16 protein-coding genes are annotated in these 18,869 nt (G+C 73.6%); 11 read left to right on the top strand and 5 right to left on the bottom strand.

Going from position 1 to position 18,869, the window contains the following annotated elements; all coding sequences use genetic code 11:
• Positions 1 to 14: 14 nt before the first annotated feature.
• Entirely contained in the window at positions 15 to 1,301 is a 1,287-nt protein-coding gene (locus tag IO30_RS0124095) for a glycoside hydrolase 5 family protein (RefSeq protein WP_237403408.1), read from the bottom strand.
• Between the two features lie 197 nt (positions 1,302 to 1,498).
• Between IO30_RS0124095 and IO30_RS0124090 the strand changes: the two genes are divergently transcribed.
• Both IO30_RS0124090 and IO30_RS0124085 read left to right on the top strand, forming a co-directional pair.
• Positions 1,499 to 2,617, top strand: a complete 1,119-nt coding sequence (locus tag IO30_RS0124090; RefSeq protein ID WP_031146069.1) for a LacI family DNA-binding transcriptional regulator — start codon at positions 1,499 to 1,501, stop codon at positions 2,615 to 2,617.
• 22 nt (positions 2,618 to 2,639) lie between these two features.
• Complete coding sequence (locus IO30_RS0124085; RefSeq protein WP_373316463.1) at positions 2,640 to 3,626, top strand: ROK family protein; 987 nt, start codon at positions 2,640 to 2,642, stop codon at positions 3,624 to 3,626.
• 28 nt (positions 3,627 to 3,654) lie between these two features.
• Here the strand turns inward: IO30_RS0124085 and IO30_RS0124080 are convergent, their stop codons facing one another.
• The gene (locus IO30_RS0124080; protein ID WP_031146065.1) at positions 3,655 to 4,650 is read right to left on the bottom strand and encodes a TAXI family TRAP transporter solute-binding subunit; all 996 of its coding nucleotides are present in this window, start codon (positions 4,648 to 4,650) and stop codon (positions 3,655 to 3,657) included.
• 82 nt (positions 4,651 to 4,732) lie between these two features.
• On the opposite strand from IO30_RS0124080, the gene miaB reads away from it, so the two are divergent.
• Together miaB and IO30_RS0124070 are read left to right on the top strand one after the other, a co-directional pair.
• Positions 4,733 to 6,250: a tRNA (N6-isopentenyl adenosine(37)-C2)-methylthiotransferase MiaB gene (gene miaB, locus IO30_RS0124075; RefSeq protein WP_031146063.1), complete on the top strand. Its 1,518-nt coding sequence runs from the start codon at positions 4,733 to 4,735 to the stop codon at positions 6,248 to 6,250.
• A 34-nt stretch (positions 6,251 to 6,284) separates the two neighbouring features.
• The gene (locus IO30_RS0124070; protein WP_031146062.1) at positions 6,285 to 6,992 is read left to right on the top strand and encodes a class III extradiol dioxygenase subunit B-like domain-containing protein; all 708 of its coding nucleotides are present in this window, start codon (positions 6,285 to 6,287) and stop codon (positions 6,990 to 6,992) included.
• Between the two features lie 86 nt (positions 6,993 to 7,078).
• Here IO30_RS0124070 and IO30_RS0124065 read toward each other — a convergent pair whose 3' ends face one another.
• Together IO30_RS0124065 and IO30_RS0124060 are read right to left on the bottom strand one after the other, a co-directional pair.
• Entirely contained in the window at positions 7,079 to 7,324 is a 246-nt protein-coding gene (locus IO30_RS0124065) for an antitoxin (RefSeq protein WP_031146060.1), read from the bottom strand.
• Between the two features lie 24 nt (positions 7,325 to 7,348).
• Entirely contained in the window at positions 7,349 to 7,564 is a 216-nt protein-coding gene (locus IO30_RS0124060; RefSeq protein ID WP_031146058.1) for a hypothetical protein, read from the bottom strand.
• 184 nt (positions 7,565 to 7,748) lie between these two features.
• Between IO30_RS0124060 and miaA the strand changes: the two genes are divergently transcribed.
• From miaA to hflX, 6 genes are all read left to right on the top strand, one after another.
• Positions 7,749 to 8,687 (top strand): tRNA (adenosine(37)-N6)-dimethylallyltransferase MiaA, encoded by a 939-nt coding sequence (gene miaA / locus IO30_RS0124055; RefSeq protein ID WP_031146056.1) that lies wholly within the window; start codon positions 7,749 to 7,751, stop codon positions 8,685 to 8,687.
• Between the two features lie 133 nt (positions 8,688 to 8,820).
• Positions 8,821 to 9,378: a hypothetical protein gene (locus IO30_RS0124050; RefSeq protein WP_031146054.1), complete on the top strand. Its 558-nt coding sequence runs from the start codon at positions 8,821 to 8,823 to the stop codon at positions 9,376 to 9,378.
• 53 nt (positions 9,379 to 9,431) lie between these two features.
• The gene (gene dapF / locus IO30_RS0124045; RefSeq protein WP_031146052.1) at positions 9,432 to 10,307 is read left to right on the top strand and encodes a diaminopimelate epimerase; all 876 of its coding nucleotides are present in this window, start codon (positions 9,432 to 9,434) and stop codon (positions 10,305 to 10,307) included.
• A 140-nt stretch (positions 10,308 to 10,447) separates the two neighbouring features.
• Positions 10,448 to 12,529, top strand: a complete 2,082-nt coding sequence (locus tag IO30_RS0124040; RefSeq protein WP_031146050.1) for a RelA/SpoT family protein — start codon at positions 10,448 to 10,450, stop codon at positions 12,527 to 12,529.
• Positions 12,530 to 12,648: 119 nt separating this feature from the next.
• A complete protein-coding gene (locus IO30_RS0124035; protein ID WP_031146048.1) occupies positions 12,649 to 14,094 on the top strand; it encodes a M1 family metallopeptidase in 1,446 nt (481 codons plus the stop codon).
• A gap of 211 nt (positions 14,095 to 14,305) precedes the next feature.
• Complete coding sequence (gene hflX, locus IO30_RS0124030) at positions 14,306 to 15,811, top strand: GTPase HflX (RefSeq protein WP_031146047.1); 1,506 nt, start codon at positions 14,306 to 14,308, stop codon at positions 15,809 to 15,811.
• A gap of 89 nt (positions 15,812 to 15,900) precedes the next feature.
• Here hflX and IO30_RS0124025 read toward each other — a convergent pair whose 3' ends face one another.
• Positions 15,901 to 17,073 carry a trypsin-like serine peptidase gene (locus tag IO30_RS0124025; protein WP_031146045.1) on the bottom strand — a complete coding sequence of 391 codons (1,173 nt, stop codon included), beginning with the start codon at positions 17,071 to 17,073 and terminating at the stop codon, positions 15,901 to 15,903.
• 396 nt (positions 17,074 to 17,469) lie between these two features.
• On the opposite strand from IO30_RS0124025, the gene IO30_RS0124020 reads away from it, so the two are divergent.
• The gene (locus IO30_RS0124020) at positions 17,470 to 18,747 is read left to right on the top strand and encodes a diaminobutyrate--2-oxoglutarate transaminase family protein (RefSeq protein ID WP_051902545.1); all 1,278 of its coding nucleotides are present in this window, start codon (positions 17,470 to 17,472) and stop codon (positions 18,745 to 18,747) included.
• Positions 18,748 to 18,869 lie beyond the last annotated feature (122 nt).

Raw genomic sequence — 18,869 nt, 5'->3', positions numbered from 1 at the left:
GCGGACACTCCCTCTCAGACCTCGGGGACGCGCAGCACCTCGGTGATGCCGCGCGCGGACAGATGGGCCGGGTCCCCGGCGCGTTCGGCCAGCACCACCGCGGGACGGACCCCGTCGGCGGCCAGAGCGGCCCAGGCCTCGAAGAAGGCGCCGCCCGGGGCGCACACCGAGCGCCGGGGCGCCTCCAGGGCCCCGCCGACGTCGACGGCCAGCGCGGTGGTCCGGGGCGCGGGACGGTGCTCCCGGCCCCGCCACTGCCCGGCGACCTCGGCGACGACGGCCCCGGCGGGCTTGATCCGGCGGTCGTTGGTGAGCAGGCCGAGGCCGTACTCGAGCTCCGGGAAGTCGGCGAGGTCCCGGGACACGTCGTGCGAGCACCACCAGGTCACGCCCCACAGGTCCGGGCAGTCGAGCGCGTTCGCGAGGGTGGCCCCGGTGAACCGCGCCGCCCGCTCCGGCGGGACCAGCGGCGCGGGGGCGCCGACCTCCTGGAGCCACACCGGGCGGTGCGGGTCGAGCGCCCAGGCCTTGGACAGCTCGATCAGGTACGCGGCGTGCTGCTCGGTGGCCGTGCCAGCCGGACCGTGGCGCTGCGCCGTGCCGTTGAACACCCAGGAGTGCACGGCCGTCGCCGCCCCGAGGCGGGCGGCCTGGGCGACGGTGAAGGGGTGGCCGTCCTGGTACCAGGCGGCGTCGTACTCGGCGTGCAGGTGGAACCGCCCCGCCGCGCCCGCCTCGCAGGCCGCGAGCATCCGCTCCAGCCAGCGGGCCGCCTGGTCGGGGGTGATCCGGTCGGGGTCGGGGTGCGGGGCGCCGGAGAACTGGTTGATCTCGTTGCCGACGGTCATGCCGAGGAAGTTCGGCCGGTCGGCGAGGGCCGCGGCCAGCGTGCGCAGGTACTCCTGCTGCGCGGCGACCACCTCGGGATCGGTGAAGATGTTCCGCCGGTGCCAGGTACGGGTCCAGGCCGGCAGGAAGTCGAAGCTGGACAAGTGCCCCTGCAGACCGTCCACGTTGACGTCGAGCCCGCGCTCGGCGGCCGCGTCGGCGAGCGCGACGAGCTGCTCGACGGCGCGCGGCCGGATCAGCGTCCGGTTCGGCTGGAACACCGGCCACAGCGGGAACACCCGGACGTGGTCCAGCCCGAGCGAGGCGATCGAGTCGAGGTCGGCGCGGACCTCGTCGAGGTCGAAGTCCAGCCAGTGGTGGAACCAGCCGCGGGACGGGGTGTAGTTGGCGCCGAACCTGAGGGTGCGGGCGGGCCCTGGAAGGGCGCCCGTTGCGGGCATGGGGAATCGCATGGGGAGTCCTGGGGTCCTGGGGGTCCTGGGGCAGTCACCGCGTGCCCCACAACCTGACGCCCCGCCGGTGCGGAAGTCAACAGGGCAGTTTCCCCGGCCACTTATCCGCTTCAGTCCCGATGGCGGGGGGTAGCGGCGGCGCGGCCCGGGGTGAGCTAATGCGGTTCAGCAGCTCCCCGAGGACGACGAGGCAGGTCATGGCCCGCAGACCCACCATCAAGGACATAGCCCGCCGGGCCGGGGTGTCGCAGAGCGCCGTCTCCTTCGCGCTCAACGGCCGCCCGGGCGTCTCCCCGGACACCCGCGCCCGGATCCGCCGGGTCGCCGAGGAGCTCGGCTGGCAGCCCAACAGCGCGGCCCGCGCCCTGTCCGGTGAACGCTCCGGCGCGGTGGGCCTGGTCCTGCCCCGGCCCGCGCACACCCTCGGCGTCGAATCCTTCTTCCTCCAGCTCGTCTCGGGCATCCAGGAGGTGCTCTCCGCCTCCCGGACCGCCTTGCTGTTCCAGGTGGTGGACGACGTCGAGGCGGAATGCGTCCTCTACCGCCGCTGGTGGGCCGAACGGCGCGTGGACGGCGTACTCGTCGTCGACCCGCGTACGCACGACCCCCGCCCGGCGCTTCTGGAGGAGCTGGGCCTGCCCGCGGTCACCGTCGGCGAGGCCGGGCCCGCCGGGCCGCCCCCGGCTGCTGCCTCCCCGGCGACGGCCCCGCAGACGGGCCCCGCTGCCGGCGTCGCACCCGTCGCCGCAGCCGTCGCCGTCTCCTCGGTCGGCGCGGACGACGCCGGGGCCATGGCCGAGGTCCTCGGCCACCTGTACGGGCTCGGCCACCGCCGGATCGTGCATGTCGCCGGGCTGCCGGACCTGGCCCACACGGCCCGCCGGATGGAGTCCCTGCGCACGGAGGCGGCGCGGCGCGGGCTCGGCCCGGACCGGGTGCGCTCGGTGGTCACCGACTACTCCGACGCCGAGGGCGCGGCGGCCACCCGCCGGGTCCTCGCCGAGCCCGCGCCCCCCACCGCCCTGATCTACGACAACGACGTGATGGCCGTCGCGGGCAGCGCGGTCGCCGCCGAGCTGGGCGTACCCGTACCGGCCAGGCTCTCGATCGTGGCCTGGGACGATTCCGCGCTCTGCCGGGTCACCCACCCCCGGCTCACCGCCCTGGTGCGCGACACCGCGGGATTCGGGCGGCTCGCCGCGCAGGAGCTCCTCGCGCTGCTCGCCGGGAACCCGCCCCGGGTCCGCGCGAGCGAGCGGCCCCGGCTCGAGCCCCGCGAGAGCACGGCGCCGCCCCCGGCGCATACTGAATCCTGACCCCATTCCTGGAGCCGCCACCGTGATCACCCCCACCGCCCCCTTCCCCGCACCGCGTGCCGCGGCCTCGGCCACCGGCCCCACGGTGGCGATCGACATCGGCGGTACGAAGATCGCCGGGGCGCTGGTGCACCCCGACGGGACGATGACGGCCACCACCCGCACCCCGACCCCCCGCGGCGGGGACGCGGAGGCGGTCATGGCGGCGGTGACCGAGGTCGTCGCGGACCTGTCCGGCTCGCCCCTGTGGTCCTCGGCGGTCCGCTGCGGGATCGGCAGCGCGGGGCCGGTGGACGCCTCCCGGGGCACCGTGAGCCCCGTCAACATCGGGGCCTGGCGGGAGTTCCCGCTCCTGGCCCGCGTCTCGGAGCAGCTGGCGGCCCACGGCGCCGACGTCCCCGCCGTACTGGCCGGGGACGGGGTGGCGATGACCGCCGCCGAGCACTGGCTCGGCGCCGCCCGGGGCCACGCGAACGCGCTCTGCATGGTCGTCTCCACCGGTGTGGGCGGCGGCCTCGTCCTGAACAACCAGCTCCACCCCGGCCCCACCGGCAACGCGGGCCACATCGGTCACATGAGCGTGGCCTTCGACGGCGACCCCTGCGTCTGCGGCGGCCACGGCTGCGTCGAGTCCATCGCCTCGGGCACCGCCATCGCGGCCTGGGCCCTGGCCCAGGGCTGGATCCCGGCCGACGACGCCACGGCGGCGGGCGTGGCCGCCGCGGCCGCGGCCGGGGACCCGGTCGCCCTGGCCGCCTTCGACCGGGCGGGCCGCGCCCTGGCCGCCGCCATCGCGGCGACGGCGACCCTCGTCGAGACGGACATCGCGGTCATCGGCGGCGGCGTCGCCGCCTCGGGCGACACCCTCTTCGCGCCGATCCGCAGCCACCTCGCGTCCTACGCGACGCTCTCCTTCGTCCGGGACCTCCAGGTGGTCCCGGCGGCCCTGGGCACCCACGCCGGACTGATCGGTGCGGCCGCGGCGGCGCTGATGCTGCTGCCGTCCTGAAGCCGGTGCGGCGGGCGGGAAGCGCCCGTCAGGGCTTGACCGAGCGGTAGTACCGGCCCGCGCCCTCGTGCAGGTCAAGCGGGTCCGTGTAGATGGCCGTCCGCAGGTCCACCAGCTGCGCCGCGTGCACCTGGTGCCCGATGCGGTCGCGGCTGAGGAGCACGGTCCGGGTGAACTGCTCCGTGAGCTCGGGGTCGGTGCCCTCCGTGGTCACCAGCAGGTTCGGAACGGCCACCGTCGCCACCGCGCTCGTGTTGCGCGCCAGCGCGTACGCGTCCTGGGGCATCACCGCGGCCCGGTAGTACCGTGCCGGGCTCCCGCTGTCCTGGAGCTGCTCCACCAGGTCCCCGAGCTGCACCAGCCGGATGTCGAACCGCTCCGACAGCTCGCGGACCGCATTGGTCGGCAGGCCGCCGGACCAGAAGAACGCGTCGATCCGCCCGGCCTCCAGCTCGGCCGGCATGGTGTCGATCCCTATGGACACCGCGGTGAGGTCCTTCGCCGGGTCCAGCTTCGCCGCCGTCAGCAGCCGCTCCGAGATGAGCCGCACCCCGGACCCCGGCTGGCCGACGGCGACCCGCTTGCCCCGCAGGTCGCGGGCCGACTGCACCGGGGACCCGGCGGGCACCACCAGCTGCACGTAGTCGTCGTAGAGCCGCGCGAGACCGCGCAGCTGCTGGGCCCCGGGCTTCCCGTCGAGCCGGTACTTGGCGACCGCGTCGGCCGTCGCCACCGTGAAGTCGGCCTCACCTGCGGCCACCCGCTGGAGGTTCTGCTGCGAGCCCTCGCTGGTCTCCAGCCGGACCGAGACCCCGGGCATGTTCTGCCCCAGCTCCTCCTCCAGCAGCTGCCCGTACCGGTGGTACACCCCGGTCCGCACGCCCGTACTGAAGGTCAGCTCACCCGTGAGCTCCGGCTCCCCGAAGGGCCGCAGCCACCACACCAGGGCAGCCAGGACCGTCAGCGCCGCCACGATCCCCTGCAGGGCGCGGCGCCTGCTGATCCGGGGCGGTACGAGAGGCATGTCCGCGATCCTGCCACCCGGCCGCACTCCTGTCACGGGCCGGGGGACCGGAGGCCGCCACGGCAGCACCTACCCTTGTTGCATGACCAGCAGCAGCGACCGGAGCCTTGCAGTGGACCTTAAGGGAACTTACGAGGTGCGCACCTACGGGTGCCAGATGAACGTGCACGACTCCGAGCGACTCTCCGGTCTGCTGGAGGACGCGGGCTACGTCCGCGCGCCCGAGGGCTCCGACGGGGACGCCGACGTCGTGGTCTTCAACACCTGCGCCGTCCGTGAGAACGCCGACAACAAGCTGTACGGCAACCTCGGCCGCCTCGCCCCGATGAAGACCAAGCGTCCCGGCATGCAGATCGCCGTCGGCGGCTGCCTCGCCCAGAAGGACCGCGACACGATCGTCAAGCGGGCCCCCTGGGTCGACGTCGTCTTCGGCACGCACAACATCGGCAAGCTCCCCGTGCTGCTGGAGCGCGCCCGGATCCAGGAAGAGGCGCAGGTCGAGATCGCCGAGTCGCTGGAGGCCTTCCCCTCCACGCTCCCGACCCGCCGCGAGTCCGCGTACGCCGCCTGGGTCTCGATCTCCGTCGGCTGCAACAACACCTGCACCTTCTGCATCGTGCCCGCGCTGCGCGGCAAGGAGGAGGACCGCCGTCCCGGCGACATCCTCGCCGAGGTGGAGGCGCTGGTCGCCGAGGGCGTCTCGGAGATCACCCTGCTCGGCCAGAACGTGAACGCCTACGGCTCCGACCTCGGCGACCGCGAGGCCTTCAGCAAGCTGCTGCGCGCCTGCGGCCAGATCGAGGGCCTGGAGCGGGTCCGCTTCACCTCCCCGCACCCGCGCGACTTCACCGACGACGTGATCGCGGCCATGGCCGAGACCCCGAACGTGATGCCGCAGCTGCACATGCCGCTCCAGTCGGGCTCGGACCCGATCCTGAAGGCGATGCGCCGCTCGTACCGCCAGGAGCGCTTCCTCGGCATCATCGAGAAGGTCCGCGCCGCGATCCCGCACGCGGCGATCTCCACCGACATCATCGTGGGCTTCCCCGGTGAGACGGAGGAGGACTTCCAGCAGACGATGCACACCGTCCGCGAGGCCCGCTTCGCGAACGCCTTCACCTTCCAGTACTCCAAGCGCCCCGGCACCCCCGCCGCGGACATGGACGGGCAGATCCCCAAGGAGGTCGTGCAGGACCGCTACATGCGCCTGGTCGCCCTCCAGGAGGAGATCTCCTGGGAGGAGAACAAGAAGCAGGTCGGCCGCACCCTGGAGGTCATGGTCGCCGAGGGCGAGGGCCGCAAGGACGGCGCCACGCACCGCCTCTCCGGCCGCGCCCCCGACAACCGCCTGGTGCACTTCACCAAGCCGGAGGCGGAGGTGCGCCCGGGCGACGTGGTCACGGTGGACATCACCTACGCGGCCCCCCACCACCTGCTGGCCGAGGGCCCGACCCTGTCCGTGCGCCGCACCCGGGCCGGAGACGCCTGGGAGAAGCGCAACGCCGCCCCGGCCGGACCCGCGGGCGTCATGCTGGGCATCCCGACCCTGGGCGTCCCGGCGCCCCTGCCGGCCGTCACCTCCGGCTGCGCGATCGACTGACCGCCGTCCACCGGGGGCGGCTAGGCTGCGGATCATGCTCGTAGCCGCCGCAGTCTGTCCCGCCCCGCCGCTGCTCGTGCCGGAGGTCGCCGCGGGGGCCGCCGCCGAACTCGGCGACGCCCGCACCGCGTGCTCCGACGCGCTCGCAGTGCTCGCCGCCTCCCGGCCCGACCTGCTCGTGGTCGTCGGCTCCGCCGGCCCGGAGCACGAGGGGGCCTACCCGCCGGGTGCCCGCGGCACCTTCCGCGGCTTCGGTGTCGATGCCGACGTCCAGCTCGGGGACGGCGAGGAGGGCCCGCGCCTGCTGCCCGCCCCGCTGGCGGTCGGCGCCTGGCTGCTGCGGCACGCAAGCTGGGGCGCCGCCCCCGTCGAGGGGCTCGGCGTGGGGGAGTCGCTGGACACCCCCCGCTGTCTGGCGGCCGGGCGCGAGCTCGCCGGGCGCGACGGGCGCGTGGCGCTGCTCGTGATGGGCGACGGCAGTGCCTGCCGGACGCTGAAGGCCCCCGGCTACCTCGACGAACGCGCCGCCGCCTTCGACGCGGGCGCCGCCCGCGCCCTGGGCGCGGCCGACACGGCCGCGCTCGCCGGGCTGGACGCCGGGCTCGCCGCGGAGCTCCAGGCCGCCGGCCGGGCGCCCTGGCAGGTGCTGGCCGGGGCGGCCGAGGGCGCCGGGCTGGACGGCCGGCTGCTCTACGAGGACGCACCGTACGGCGTGGGCTACTTCGTCGCCGCCTGGTCCTGAGGGCGGGGCCGGGCCTCTCAGGACCCCGCCCGGGCACGCGGAAGGGGCGCGGGACCACCTGGTCCCGCGCCCCTTCCGGTACCGCGTCAGGGAGCCGCCGGCGGCGTCGGCCCGCCGGGAGTGTCCTTGTGCGCGATCTTCCCCAGGGCGTCCTTCGCCTTGCCCGTTCCGCTCGTGATCTGGCCGCTGTACTTGCCCTTGGTCTTGGAATCCACGGCCTTGGCGACCTTGTCCAGACCCTCGCCGATCCTGCCCTCGTGCTGCTGGGCGAGGTCACCGACCTTGCCCTTCGCCGGAGCGAGCTTGGCCTTCAGATTGTCCAGCAGGCCCATGGGCCACCTTCCCTTGGCGGGTAGCTACGTACGGGCGCCCTCGCCGGTCTCGCTGTCCGCCGCCACCTCGGCCGACTGCTGCTTCGGGATCTCCACGGCTTCCACCGGGGCAGCTTCCGCGGCAACCGGCTCGGCCTCGGCCGCTTCGGCCGCTGCGGACTCCGCCGTCAGGTCCTCGGCGGCGACCTCCTCGGTCGCAACCTCGTCCTTACGACGAAAAAACCGATCAAAAACGCCCATGTCTACTCCCATAACGCTACTCGTGTGAGTGAAGTTCCGCCTTGGCCGGACCGGCCTCCGCCGGGTCCCCGCCGGGCGTGCGCCCGGCGGAACCCCGCCAGGGCAACGACCTCGACCGGGACCCGTCACGTAACCCGATCGGGTACGTGCCCGTGTCTTGACCGGGGGCTGAGAGACTGGGTCGGTGAGGAAAGCAGCTCCCGCCCCGCGGGTCATCGCCGTCGTCGGTCCCACGGCAGCCGGAAAGTCCGATCTGGGCGTCGCCCTGGCCCGTCATTTCGGCGGTGAAGTCGTCAACGCCGACTCCATGCAGCTGTACCGGGGGATGGACATCGGCACCGCCAAGCTGACGGCGGGGGAGCGGGGCGGCGTCCCGCACCACCTCCTCGACATCTGGGACGTGACCGAGACCGCGAGCGTCGCCGAGTACCAGCGCCTGGCCCGCGCCGAGATCGACGCCCTGCTCGCGCAGGGCCGCACCCCCGTCCTCGTCGGCGGGTCCGGGCTCTACGTGCGCGGCGCCCTGGACGCCATGGAGTTCCCCGGCACCGACCCCGAGGTCCGGGCGCGGCTGGAGGAGGAGGTCACGCTCCGCGGCCCCGGCGCCCTGCACGCCCGCCTCGCCGCCGCCGACCCGGCCGCGGCCCAGGCGATCCTGCCCAGCAACGGCCGGCGCATCGTCCGCGCGCTGGAGGTCATCGAGATCACAGGCCGCCCCTTCACCGCCAACCTGCCCGGCCACGAGTCCGTCTACGACACCGTGCAGATCGGCGTCGACGTGGCCCGCCCCGAGCTCGACGAGCGGATCGCGCTGCGCGTGGACCGGATGTGGGACGAAGGGCTGGTCGACGAGGTCCGCGCGCTGGAGGCCCGGGGACTGCGCGACGGAGTCACCGCCTCCAGGGCGCTGGGGTACCAGCAGGTGCTGGCCGCCCTCGCCGGACAGTGCACCGAGGACGAGGCCCGGGCCGAGACGGTCCGCGCGACCAAGCGGTTCGCCCGCCGCCAGGACTCCTGGTTCCGCCGCGACCCGCGGGTCCACTGGCTCAGCGGGGCGGCCGCCGACCGGAGGGAACTCCCCGGGCTCGCGCAGTCGTTGGTCGAACGACCGGTCACAGCCTGATCACGTGATGGCATCGGGAAGCTCCGGGCGCCCGTCCGGGGTCCGCGACCGTGCCATCATCAAACTCCGGCCGGTGCGGTCACCGGCAGTAGGAATGCGGCGTTCTAAGTCCGAGTGGGGAGGGCGCGTGGCGATGGAGGCCGGCCCTCGCGACACCGGGCAGGACGACACCCGGCGGCAAACGGACCCGACGCTTCACGACGGTCCGGGCGGCGCCGGTGGTTCCGGCACGCCCGCCGGAGCCGAGGTGCTCGGCGCGGCCGACGGGCTCGGGCTGCCCGCGGACCCCGCCCGCCTGACCCCCGACGGACCGGACGCACCGGACCCCGCCGAGGCCGCGGCCGCCTCAGGTCCGGAATTCGAGGTGGAACTGCGTCCGCAGCGCCGCCTGCGCCTGTGGCAGATCGCCCCCATCGTGATGCTCGCCGCCTCCGGCTCCCTGATGTTCGCCTTCCCCCTCGCCTTCGAGTTCGGCGACGGCGGAGCCGTGGTCGCCATGCTCGGCTTCCTCATCAGCTGCTGCGCGGGCGGCTGGGGCATGATGGCCGCCCGCCGCGTGGGCCACACCTGGCCCGGGCTCCCGGCCCGCGGCAGCGGACTGCGCCCCGACTGGCGGATGGCCGCGCTGTACGCGGTGGCCGCGCTGGCCGTCGTAGCCCTCGCCGTCTACCGGGTCGCCCGGCTGCGCTGACCGCGCCTCGGACACCGCGACGCCGCTGAGCTGGGGCTCGGTACGATGGGCGGGTGACGCAGAGCACCCTCTCCTTCCTCAAGGGCCACGGCACCGAGAACGACTTCGTGATCGTCCCGGACCCGGACAACACCGTCGAGCTGCCCCCGTCGGCCGTCGCCAAGCTGTGCGACCGGCGCGCCGGGATCGGCGCGGACGGGGTCCTGCACGTGGTCCGGTCCGCCGCCCACCCCGAGGCGGCCCACCTGGCCGACGAGGCCGAGTGGTTCATGGACTACCGCAACAGCGACGGCTCCGTCGCCGAGATGTGCGGCAACGGCGTGCGCGTCTTCGCCCGCTACCTCCAGTACGCGGGCCACGTCGAGCCCGGCGACCTCGCCGTCGCCACCCGGGGCGGCGTCAAGCGGGTCCACCTCGACAAGAGCGGCAACGTCACCGTCTCCATGGGCCGCGCCGAGCTCCCCGCGGGCGAGGTCACCGTCTCCGTGGGGGCCCGCAGCTGGCCCGCGCGCAACGTGAACATGGGCAACCCGCACGCCGTCGCCTTCGTCGAGAGCCTCGACGACGCGGGGAACCTGTTCACCGCCCCGCCCTTCAGCCCGGCTTCCGCGTACCCGACCGGAGTCAACGTCGAGTTCGTCGTCGACCGCGGCCCCCGGCACGTCGCCATGCGCGTCCACGAGCGCGGCTCCGGCGAGACCCGCTCCTGCGGCACCGGCGCCTGCGCCGTCGCCGTGGCCGCCATCCGCCGCGACGGCGCGGACCCGGCCGTCACCGGCGAACCCGTCACCTACACCGTCGACCTCCCCGGCGGCACCCTGGTCATCACCGAGCGCCCCGACGGGCAGATCGAGATGACCGGACCGGCCGTCATCGTGGCCCGCGGCGACTTCGATGCGGACTGGCTCACCGAAACGGCTTTCGGCTGAAGCTTCCCTCTAATGGGTGATCCGTTTCACGCTGAGCGAGAGGTGGACTGCGCCACGTGGTGGGGTCGGTAACATCAGGCACCGGCCCTGAGGGCTCACCCCATGCCCGCCACCGCCGGTCGAAGCCGCCGGAGGTGCCCATGAGTGCAGAGGCCACGAACCCCGAAGCACACCCCGAAGCGCGCCCTGAGAGCCGCAGACGGGGCCGGACCAGGCTCGATCTGCGCCGGCTCGGGCGCGCGGCCCTGCTCGGGCCCACGTCCCGGGACCGCCTCCCGGACGCGATCGGCCATGTCGCCGAGGCGCACCGGGCCCACCATCCGGACGCCGACCTGTCCGTCCTGCGGCGCGCGTACCTCCTCGCGGAGACCTCCCACCGCGGACAGATGCGCAAAAGCGGTGAGCCGTACATCACACATCCGCTCGCCGTCACCCTGATCCTGGCCGAACTCGGCGCCGAAACGGTCACCTTGACGGCCTCGCTGCTCCACGACACCGTCGAGGACACCGAGGTGACCCTCGATCAGGTCCGCGAGGAGTTCGGCGACGAGGTCTGCTTCATCGTCGACGGCGTCACCAAGGTGGAGAAGATCGACTACGGCGCCGCCGCCGAGCCCGAGACCTTCCGCAAGATGCTCGTCGCCACCGGCAACGACGTCCGCGTGATGTCCATCAAACTCGCCGACCGGCTGCACAACATGCGCACCCTCGGCGTGATGCGGCCCGAGAAACAGGCCCGCATCGCCAAGGTCACCCGCGACGTCCTCATCCCGCTGGCCGAACGGCTCGGCGTACAGGCCCTCAAGACCGAGCTGGAAGACCTCGTCTTCGCGATCCTGCACCCGGAGGAGTACGAGCGCACCCGCGCGCTCATCGCCGCCCACGCGGGGGAGAGCGATCCGCTGCCCGGCATCGCCGACTCCGTACGGGCCGTCCTGCGCGACGCGGGCATCGCCGCCGAAGTGCAGGTCCGGCCCCGGCACTTCGTCTCCGTCCACCGGATCGCCCTGGGGCGCGGCGAACTGCGCGGCTCCGACTTCGGCCGCATCCTTGTCCTGGTCGCCGAGAACGCCGACTGCTACGCGGTCCTGGGCGAGCTGCACACCTGCTTCACCCCGGTGGTCTCGGAGTTCAAGGACTTCATCGCCGTCCCGAAGTTCAACCTCTACCAATCCCTGCACACCGCCGTCGCCGTGCCCGAGGGGTACGTCGCCGAGGTCATCGTGCGGACCCGGCAGATGCACCGCGTCGCCGAGGCGGGCGTGGTCGCGCTCGGCAGTCCGTACGCCACCGGGGCCTCCGAAACGGCGGCCGACCCCGACGAGGAGCGCGTCGACCCGACCCGGCCCGGCTGGCTCTCCCGGCTGCTCGACTGGCAGCAGTCCGCGCCCGACCCCGACACCTTCTGGAGCGTGCTGCGCGCGGAGCTGGCACAGGACCGGGAGATCACCGTGTTCCGGGCGGACGGCGGGACGCTGGGCCTGCCGGCCGGGGCCAGCTGCATCGACGCGGCCTACGCGCAGCACGGCGAGGCCGCCCACGGCTGTATCGGCGCCCGGGTCAACGGGCGCCTCACCTCCCTGGCCTCCCGGCTGTCCGACGGCGACACCGTGCAGCTGCTGCTCGCGCAGGACGCCTCCTCCGGGCCGGCCGCCGAATGGCTGGACCACGCGCGGACCCCTGCCGCCCGGTTCGCCATCAGCAGCTGGCTGGAGGCCCATCCCGACCGGGCCCTGGCCACCACCTCGGCCGCACGGGCACCGCTGTCCGTGATCGGGGCCCGCGGCGGCGGCGGCAACGCGGTCGCCGATCTGCCCGACGCCACCGTACGGCTGGCCGGCTGCTGCACGCCGGTACCGCCCGACGCGGTCGCCGGATTCCTCGTACGGGGCGGGGCCGTCACCGTGCACCGCATCCACTGCGCGGCGGTGGCCCAGATGCGGGCGGTGGGGCGGACCTCCGTCGCCGTGCACTGGCGGGCGACCGCCGACTGCCGGGTCACGCTGCTCGCCGAATCGTTCGGCCGCCCGCATCTGCTGGCCGATCTCACGGAAGCCATCGCCCGCGAGGGCGTCGAGGTCGTCTCCGCGACCGTGGAACCGCCGGTCGAGCAGCGGGTCCGGCACTCCTACACCCTGCTGCTGCCCGACGCGGCCGGACTGCCCGCCCTGATGCGGGCCATGCGCGACGTACCAGGCGTGTACGACGTCAGCCGCGCCTAGGCCGTGCCAGGGCCTGAGGGGCGGGGCATCCGGGGGGTGCAGCAGCGGAGGGACCCGTTCGGGTGGCGCCGTCGCGCGTCGTGCACGGCCGGGGGACGGGCACTGGTAAGCGGTGGTGGATGCAGCTCACCTCCCCCCGCCTGCGCGCCGCCCTGCTCGCCGCGGCCTCCCTCACCCTCGTCGCCGCCGTGCTGCCCCCGCCGCAGGCGCTGGGCATCGGCGACCGCCTGTTCCCTGAACTGGGCAACCCCGGGTACGACGTGCTCTCGTACGACCTCTCCTTCGCGTACAAGGACAACCGCACCCCGCTCGACGCGGTCACCGTGATCAACGCCCGGACCCTGCAGGCGCTGGACCGGATCAATCTGGACTTCAGCCACGGAACGGTGGCGTCCGCCGAGGTCAACGGGGTGCCGGCGCAGTTCGAGAGCGCGGGCGAGGACCTGGTGCTGACCCCCGCGCGACCCGTGGGGGAGGGCGCCCCGCTGCGCATCACGGTCCGCCACACCAGCGATCCGCGCGGATCCGGGGACGGAGGCTGGGTACCCACCGAGGACGGCCTGGCCATGGCGAACCAGGCGGACGCCGCCCACCGCGTCTTCCCCTGCAACGACCACCCGGCCGACAAGGCGCTCTTCACCTTCCGCGTCACCGCCCCGGCCGGGCTCACGGTCGTCGCCAACGGGGTGCCGGGCGCGCTGCCCGCGCTCAGGACGGGCAGCACGACGTCCTGGACGTACCGGACCCTGCACCCGATGGCCACCGAGCTGGCCCAGGTCTCGATCGGCCGGTCCGCCGTCGTCCACGGCACGGGCCCGCACGGCCTGCCCCTGCGCGACGTGGTGCCGGCCGCGGACCGCCAGCGGCTGGATCCCTGGCTGAAGAAGACCGCGGGGCACATCGCGTGGATGGAGGAGAGGGTCGGCCGCTACCCCTTCGAGAACTACGGGGTGCTGATCGCACGCGCGACGACCGGATTCGAGCTGGAGACCCAGACCCTCTCGCTCTTCGAGCACAGCCTGTTCTCGGACGGGAGCTACCCGCAGTGGTACGTCGAGGCCGTCATGGTCCACGAGCTGGCCCACCAGTGGTTCGGTGACAGCGTCTCTCCCCGTACCTGGTCCGACCTGTGGCTGAACGAGGGGCACGCCACCTGGTACGAGGCCCTGTACGCGGACGGACTCGGCAAGTACTCCCTGGAGCGGCGCATGCGCGAGGCGTACCAGCGCTCCGACCAGTGGCGGGCGGCGGGCGGCCCGCCGGCCGCGCCGAAGGCCTCCCCTCCGGGCGAGAAGATCGGGCTGTTCCGGCCGGTGGTCTACGACGGGTCCGCGCTGATCCTGTACGCGCTGCGCCAGGAGATCGGCGCCGCGGCCTTCGACCGGATCGAGCGGCGCTGGGTGACGGAGCACAAGGACTCCGTCGCGGGTACGGAGGACTTCGTACGCCTGGCCTCGCAGGAGGCGGGCCGGGACCTGACGGCCTTCCTGAACCCCTGGCTGTACGGGAAGACCACGCCGGCGATGCCGGGGCACCCGGAGTGGGGCGGTCCGAAGAAGGCCTGAGCGGCGCAGGGCCGCCCGGCACGGGAAGCGGCGCCCGAAAAGGGTGTGACGGCCGAGGAACGGGCATGTCACCATCGACGGGCCCGTTCGGGGAATCCCCCGGCGGTGTGACACGTTGGACGTGACAGTGTTATGTCACTCGCGGTGCGCAGGGTTCCTGTACACGGTCCTCCGGTCACCGCGGACGCATTCGAATCGACGTAAGGATCCAATGACCTCCTCTTCTTCCCCTTCCCAGGACGCGCGGGACGCACAGGACGTGCCGGACCCGCAGAGCTTCACCGAGAGCCTTCGGGCCGATGCCCTGATGGAAGAGGACGTCGCCTGGAGCCACAAGATCGACGGAGACCGCGACGGCGAGCAGTTCGAACGCTCCGAGCGCGCGGCCCTGCGCCGCGTGGCCGGGCTCTCCACCGAACTCGAAGACGTCACCGAGGTCGAGTACCGGCAGCTGCGCCTGGAGCGCGTCGTGCTGGTCGGCGTCTGGACCTCCGGCACGGTGAACGACGCGGAGAACTCCCTCGCGGAGCTCGCCGCCCTCGCCGAGACGGCCGGCGCCCTCGTCCTCGACGGCGTGATCCAGCGTCGTGACAAGCCCGACCCGGCCACCTTCATCGGCTCGGGCAAGGCCCGGGAACTGCGCGACATCGTCATGGAGAGCGGCGCCGACACCGTCGTCTGCGACGGCGAGCTCAGCCCCGGCCAGCTCATCGCCCTCGAAGACGTCGTCAAGGTGAAGGTGGTCGACCGGACCGCCCTCATCCTCGACATCTTCGCCCAGCACGCCAAGTCCCGAGAGGGCAAGGCGCAGGTCGCGCTCGCGCAGATGCAGTACATGCTGCCGCGCCTGCGCGGATGGGGTGCCTCGCTGTCCCGTCAGATGGGTGGCGGCGGCGGTGGCGGCATGGCCACCCGAGGCCCCGGTGAGACCAAGATCGAGACCGACCGGCGGCGGATTCGCGAGAAGATGGCGAAGATGCGCCGGGAGATCGCGGACATGAAGACCGGCCGTGACATCAAGCGGCAGGAACGGCGCCGCAACAAGGTGCCCTCGGTCGCCATCGCCGGCTACACCAACGCCGGGAAGTCCTCTCTGCTCAACCGCCTCACGGGCGCCGGCGTGCTGGTGGAGAACGCACTGTTCGCCACCCTCGACCCGACCGTGCGCCGGGCCGAGACGCCGAGCGGCCGGGTCTACACCCTGGCCGACACGGTCGGCTTCGTCCGGCACCTGCCCCACCACCTCGTCGAGGCGTTCCGCTCCACGATGGAGGAGGTCGGCGACTCCGACCTCATCCTGCACATCGTGGACGGCTCGCACCCGGCGCCGGAGGAGCAGCTGGCGGCGGTGCGCGAGGTGATCCGCGAGGTCGGTGCGGTGAACGTGCCCGAGATCGTGGTGATCAACAAGGCGGACGCCGCGGATCCGCTCGTCCTGCAGCGGCTGCTGCGGATCGAGCGGCACTCCATCGCCGTCTCGGCCCGCACGGGCATGGGCATCGAGGAGCTCCTCGCGCTCATCGACTCCGAGCTGCCCCGGCCCGAGGTCGAGGTGGAGGCCCTGGTGCCGTACACGCGCGGCTCGCTCGTGGCCAAGGCCCACGCCGAGGGCGAGGTGATCTCCGAGGAGCACACCGCGGAGGGCACCCTGCTCAAGGCACGGGTCCACCAGGAGCTCGCGGCGGACCTGGCTCCGTACGCGCTCGCGAAGCACTGACCGGCTGCCCGAAGGGCTGCTGAACGAAAGAACCGAGGGCCCCCTGCACCGCAGGGGGCCCTCGGTCGTTCACCGCCGCAGCGGGACTGCTACTTGAACTTGCGGCTCACGGCGTCGAAGATCCCCTTCGCCTCCGGACCGAGCCGCGGTCCGGCCAGCCAGCCGGCCTTGGCCGGGCCGATCGAGGTGTTCGACACCAGGGCCGGCTTGCCGTCGGCGCCCGCCGCGACCCAGCCGCCGCCGGAGGACCCGCCGGTCATGGTGCAGCCGATGCGGTACATCACCGGATCGGCCGCGGCCAGCGACAGCCGGCCCGGCCGGTCCGCGCACTGGTACGCCTTCTGACCGTCGAAGGGAGCCGCCGCCGGGTAGCCGGTGGCGGTGATGCCCGCGACCTTGGGCACGGCCGGAGCGTTGAACTCCACCGGGAGAGCCGAACCGACCGTCTCCTCCAGGGACTTGCCGCTGCCCTTCTCCGGGGTCACGTGCAGCACCGCGAAGTCGTACGGGGCACCCGCGCCGCCCGTCGGGCCGCCGGTCGAGATCCACTGGTCGGAGGTCTGCGCCCAGTCGCTCCACCACACGCCGTACGGGGCCACCTGCTCGCGGGGCGCGCCCTTGAGCTGCGCCGCCGGCTTGCCGGAGTTGTTGTAGGAGGGGACGAAGGCGATGTTGCGGTACCAGCCGCCGGCCTTGCCCGCGTGCACGCAGTGGCCCGCCGTCCAGACCATGTTGGACTTGCCGGGGTGCGCGGGGTCCTTGACGACGGTCGCCGAGCAGACCATCGAGCCCTCGGGCCCGTCGAAGAAGACCTTCCCGGACTCCGGGATGCTCTGGTGGTACGGAGGGCTCGCCGGCTTGGCCGTCACCGGCGCCGGGGTCGGGTCGGTGACGCCCTGGTCCTTGCCCGCGTCCGGGTCGACGGACGGGCGCTGCGGCTGCTCGGCGTCACGCATCCGGTCCGGGTCCCACAGGTCCTCGATGATCGGGTTGATGTAGTCGCCCGCCTCGCGGAGCCAGTCGTCCTTCTGCCAGTTCTTCCACTCACCCCCCTTCCACTTCTCCAGGTCGAAGCCGTGCTCCTTGAGCTTCTCCTTGAGCTGGTCCGGGATCTTGATCCCGCCGTCCCCGGACGGGAGGCTCGCCGCCACGGTCGGCTTGGCGTCGCCGCCGGCCTCCCCGTCGCCGGGCCCGCAAGCCGCGGCGGTCAGCGCGAGCGCGGCCGCGCACAGGATCGCGGTGACCGGTCGGTTCGGTCGCATGTCGTCAGTCCCCCTGGTGGTTCCGGTAGTGGGTGGTGCGTCGGAGTCCCGCTGAGTGCAGCCCCCCACTATGCCGCTGCTCCGCAGGACGACACAGGCCGGGGCTTCGGTTCCGGTCTCGGGGCCCCGGCCGGGCAAGGATCTTGGGTCCACCCGTGATCCGTCGCCGTCACCGTCGTTGGTACGTACGGGGGACTCGAGTACAGCGTTCATGTTCGAGGCGCAATCCGGAAGAGCAATCGTGCGGGAGGACCGACACACGTGGCTTTGACCGAGCGGGCCGCGGCCGCTGCAGCAGCCGCGCAGATCCCGCCGCTGACCGGGCCTCAGGTTCCGCCCCAGGGCGGCCGGGCCGCCGGGGCCGTCGGACCGCCGGCCGCGCCGTCCCCCGAAGGCATCCTGCGCAGGCAGTCCCAACGCGAGTCCGCGGCCCGCACGTACGCCCGCTCCCTTCCCGTCGTTCCCGTGCGCGCCCGCGGGCTGACGGTCGAGGGGGCCGACGGACGGCGCTACCTCGACTGCCTCTCCGGAGCCGGCACCCTCGCCCTCGGACACAACCACCCGGTGGTGCTCGAAGCCATCCGCGGCGTCCTCGACTCCGGGGCCCCGCTGCACGTCCTCGACCTCGCCACCCCCGTCAAGGACGCCTTCACCACCGAGCTGTTCACCAACCTGCCGCCCGCACTGGCCGCCGACGCCCGCATCCAGTTCTGCGGCCCGGCCGGCACGGATGCGGTGGAGGCCGCGCTCAAACTGGTCCGCACGGCGACCGGACGCCCCGGGCTGCTCGCCTTCACCGGCGCCTACCACGGCATGACCGCCGGGGCCCTGGACGCGTCGGGCGGCGCCGAGGACGTACGGGTGACGCGGCTGCCCTACCCGCGGGACTACCACTGCCCGTTCGGAGTCGGCGGAGCCGAGGGCGCCCGGCTCGCCGCCCACTGGACCGAGAACCTCCTGGACGACCCCAAGAGCGGGGTGGCCCTGCCCGCCGGGATGATCCTCGAACCCGTGCAGGGCGAGGGCGGGGTCAACCCGGCCCCGGACGCCTGGCTGCGGCGGATGCGCGAGATCACCGAGGCCCGGGGGATCCCGCTGATCGCCGACGAGGTCCAGACGGGGGTCGGGCGGACCGGAGCCTACTGGGGGGTCGACCACGCCGGGGTGGTGCCCGACGTGATGGTCATGTCCAAGGCGATCGGCGGCAGCCTGCCGCTGGCGGTGATCGTGTACCGGTCCGGCCTGGACGTCTGGGCTCCCGGAGCCCATGCCGGAACGTTCCGCGGCAACCAGCTGGCCATGGCAGCCGGTACCGCGACCCTCGCCTTCGTACGGGAGAACCGCCTGGCGGAGCGCGCAGCCGTGCTGGGCGAACGGATGCTCGCCGCCCTGCGCGGCCTGGCCTCCGCCCACCCCTGCATCGGCGACGTCCGTGGCCGCGGCCTGATGATCGGCATCGAACTCGTGGACCCCGACACCGGATCCGCCTCTCCCGCCCTGGCGGCGGCTGTGCGCCAGGAGTGCCTGGACCGCGGGCTGATCGTCGAACTCGGCGGCCGCCACGCCGCCGTCGTCCGCCTGCTGCCCCCGCTGACCCTGACGGACGAGCAGGCCGCGGCGGTCCTCGACCGCCTGGCCGACGCCGTCCCGGCCGCTGCCCGCCGGCTCCACTGACCCGCACCCCGAGGACCCGCGATGCCCGACCCGCACCCGTCCAGCCCCGCCCCGGAATCCCGCCCCTGGGAATCCGCACCCCCGCTGCGCACACCCACCTCCCCCGCCCCGCCCCCTCACCG

The sequence above is a fragment of the Streptomyces xanthophaeus genome, assembly GCF_000725805.1.
Classification (GTDB): domain Bacteria; phylum Actinomycetota; class Actinomycetes; order Streptomycetales; family Streptomycetaceae; genus Streptomyces; species Streptomyces xanthophaeus.
The sequence above is the reverse complement of the archived record's forward strand: the minus strand, read 5'-3'. Positions and strand labels throughout refer to the sequence as shown.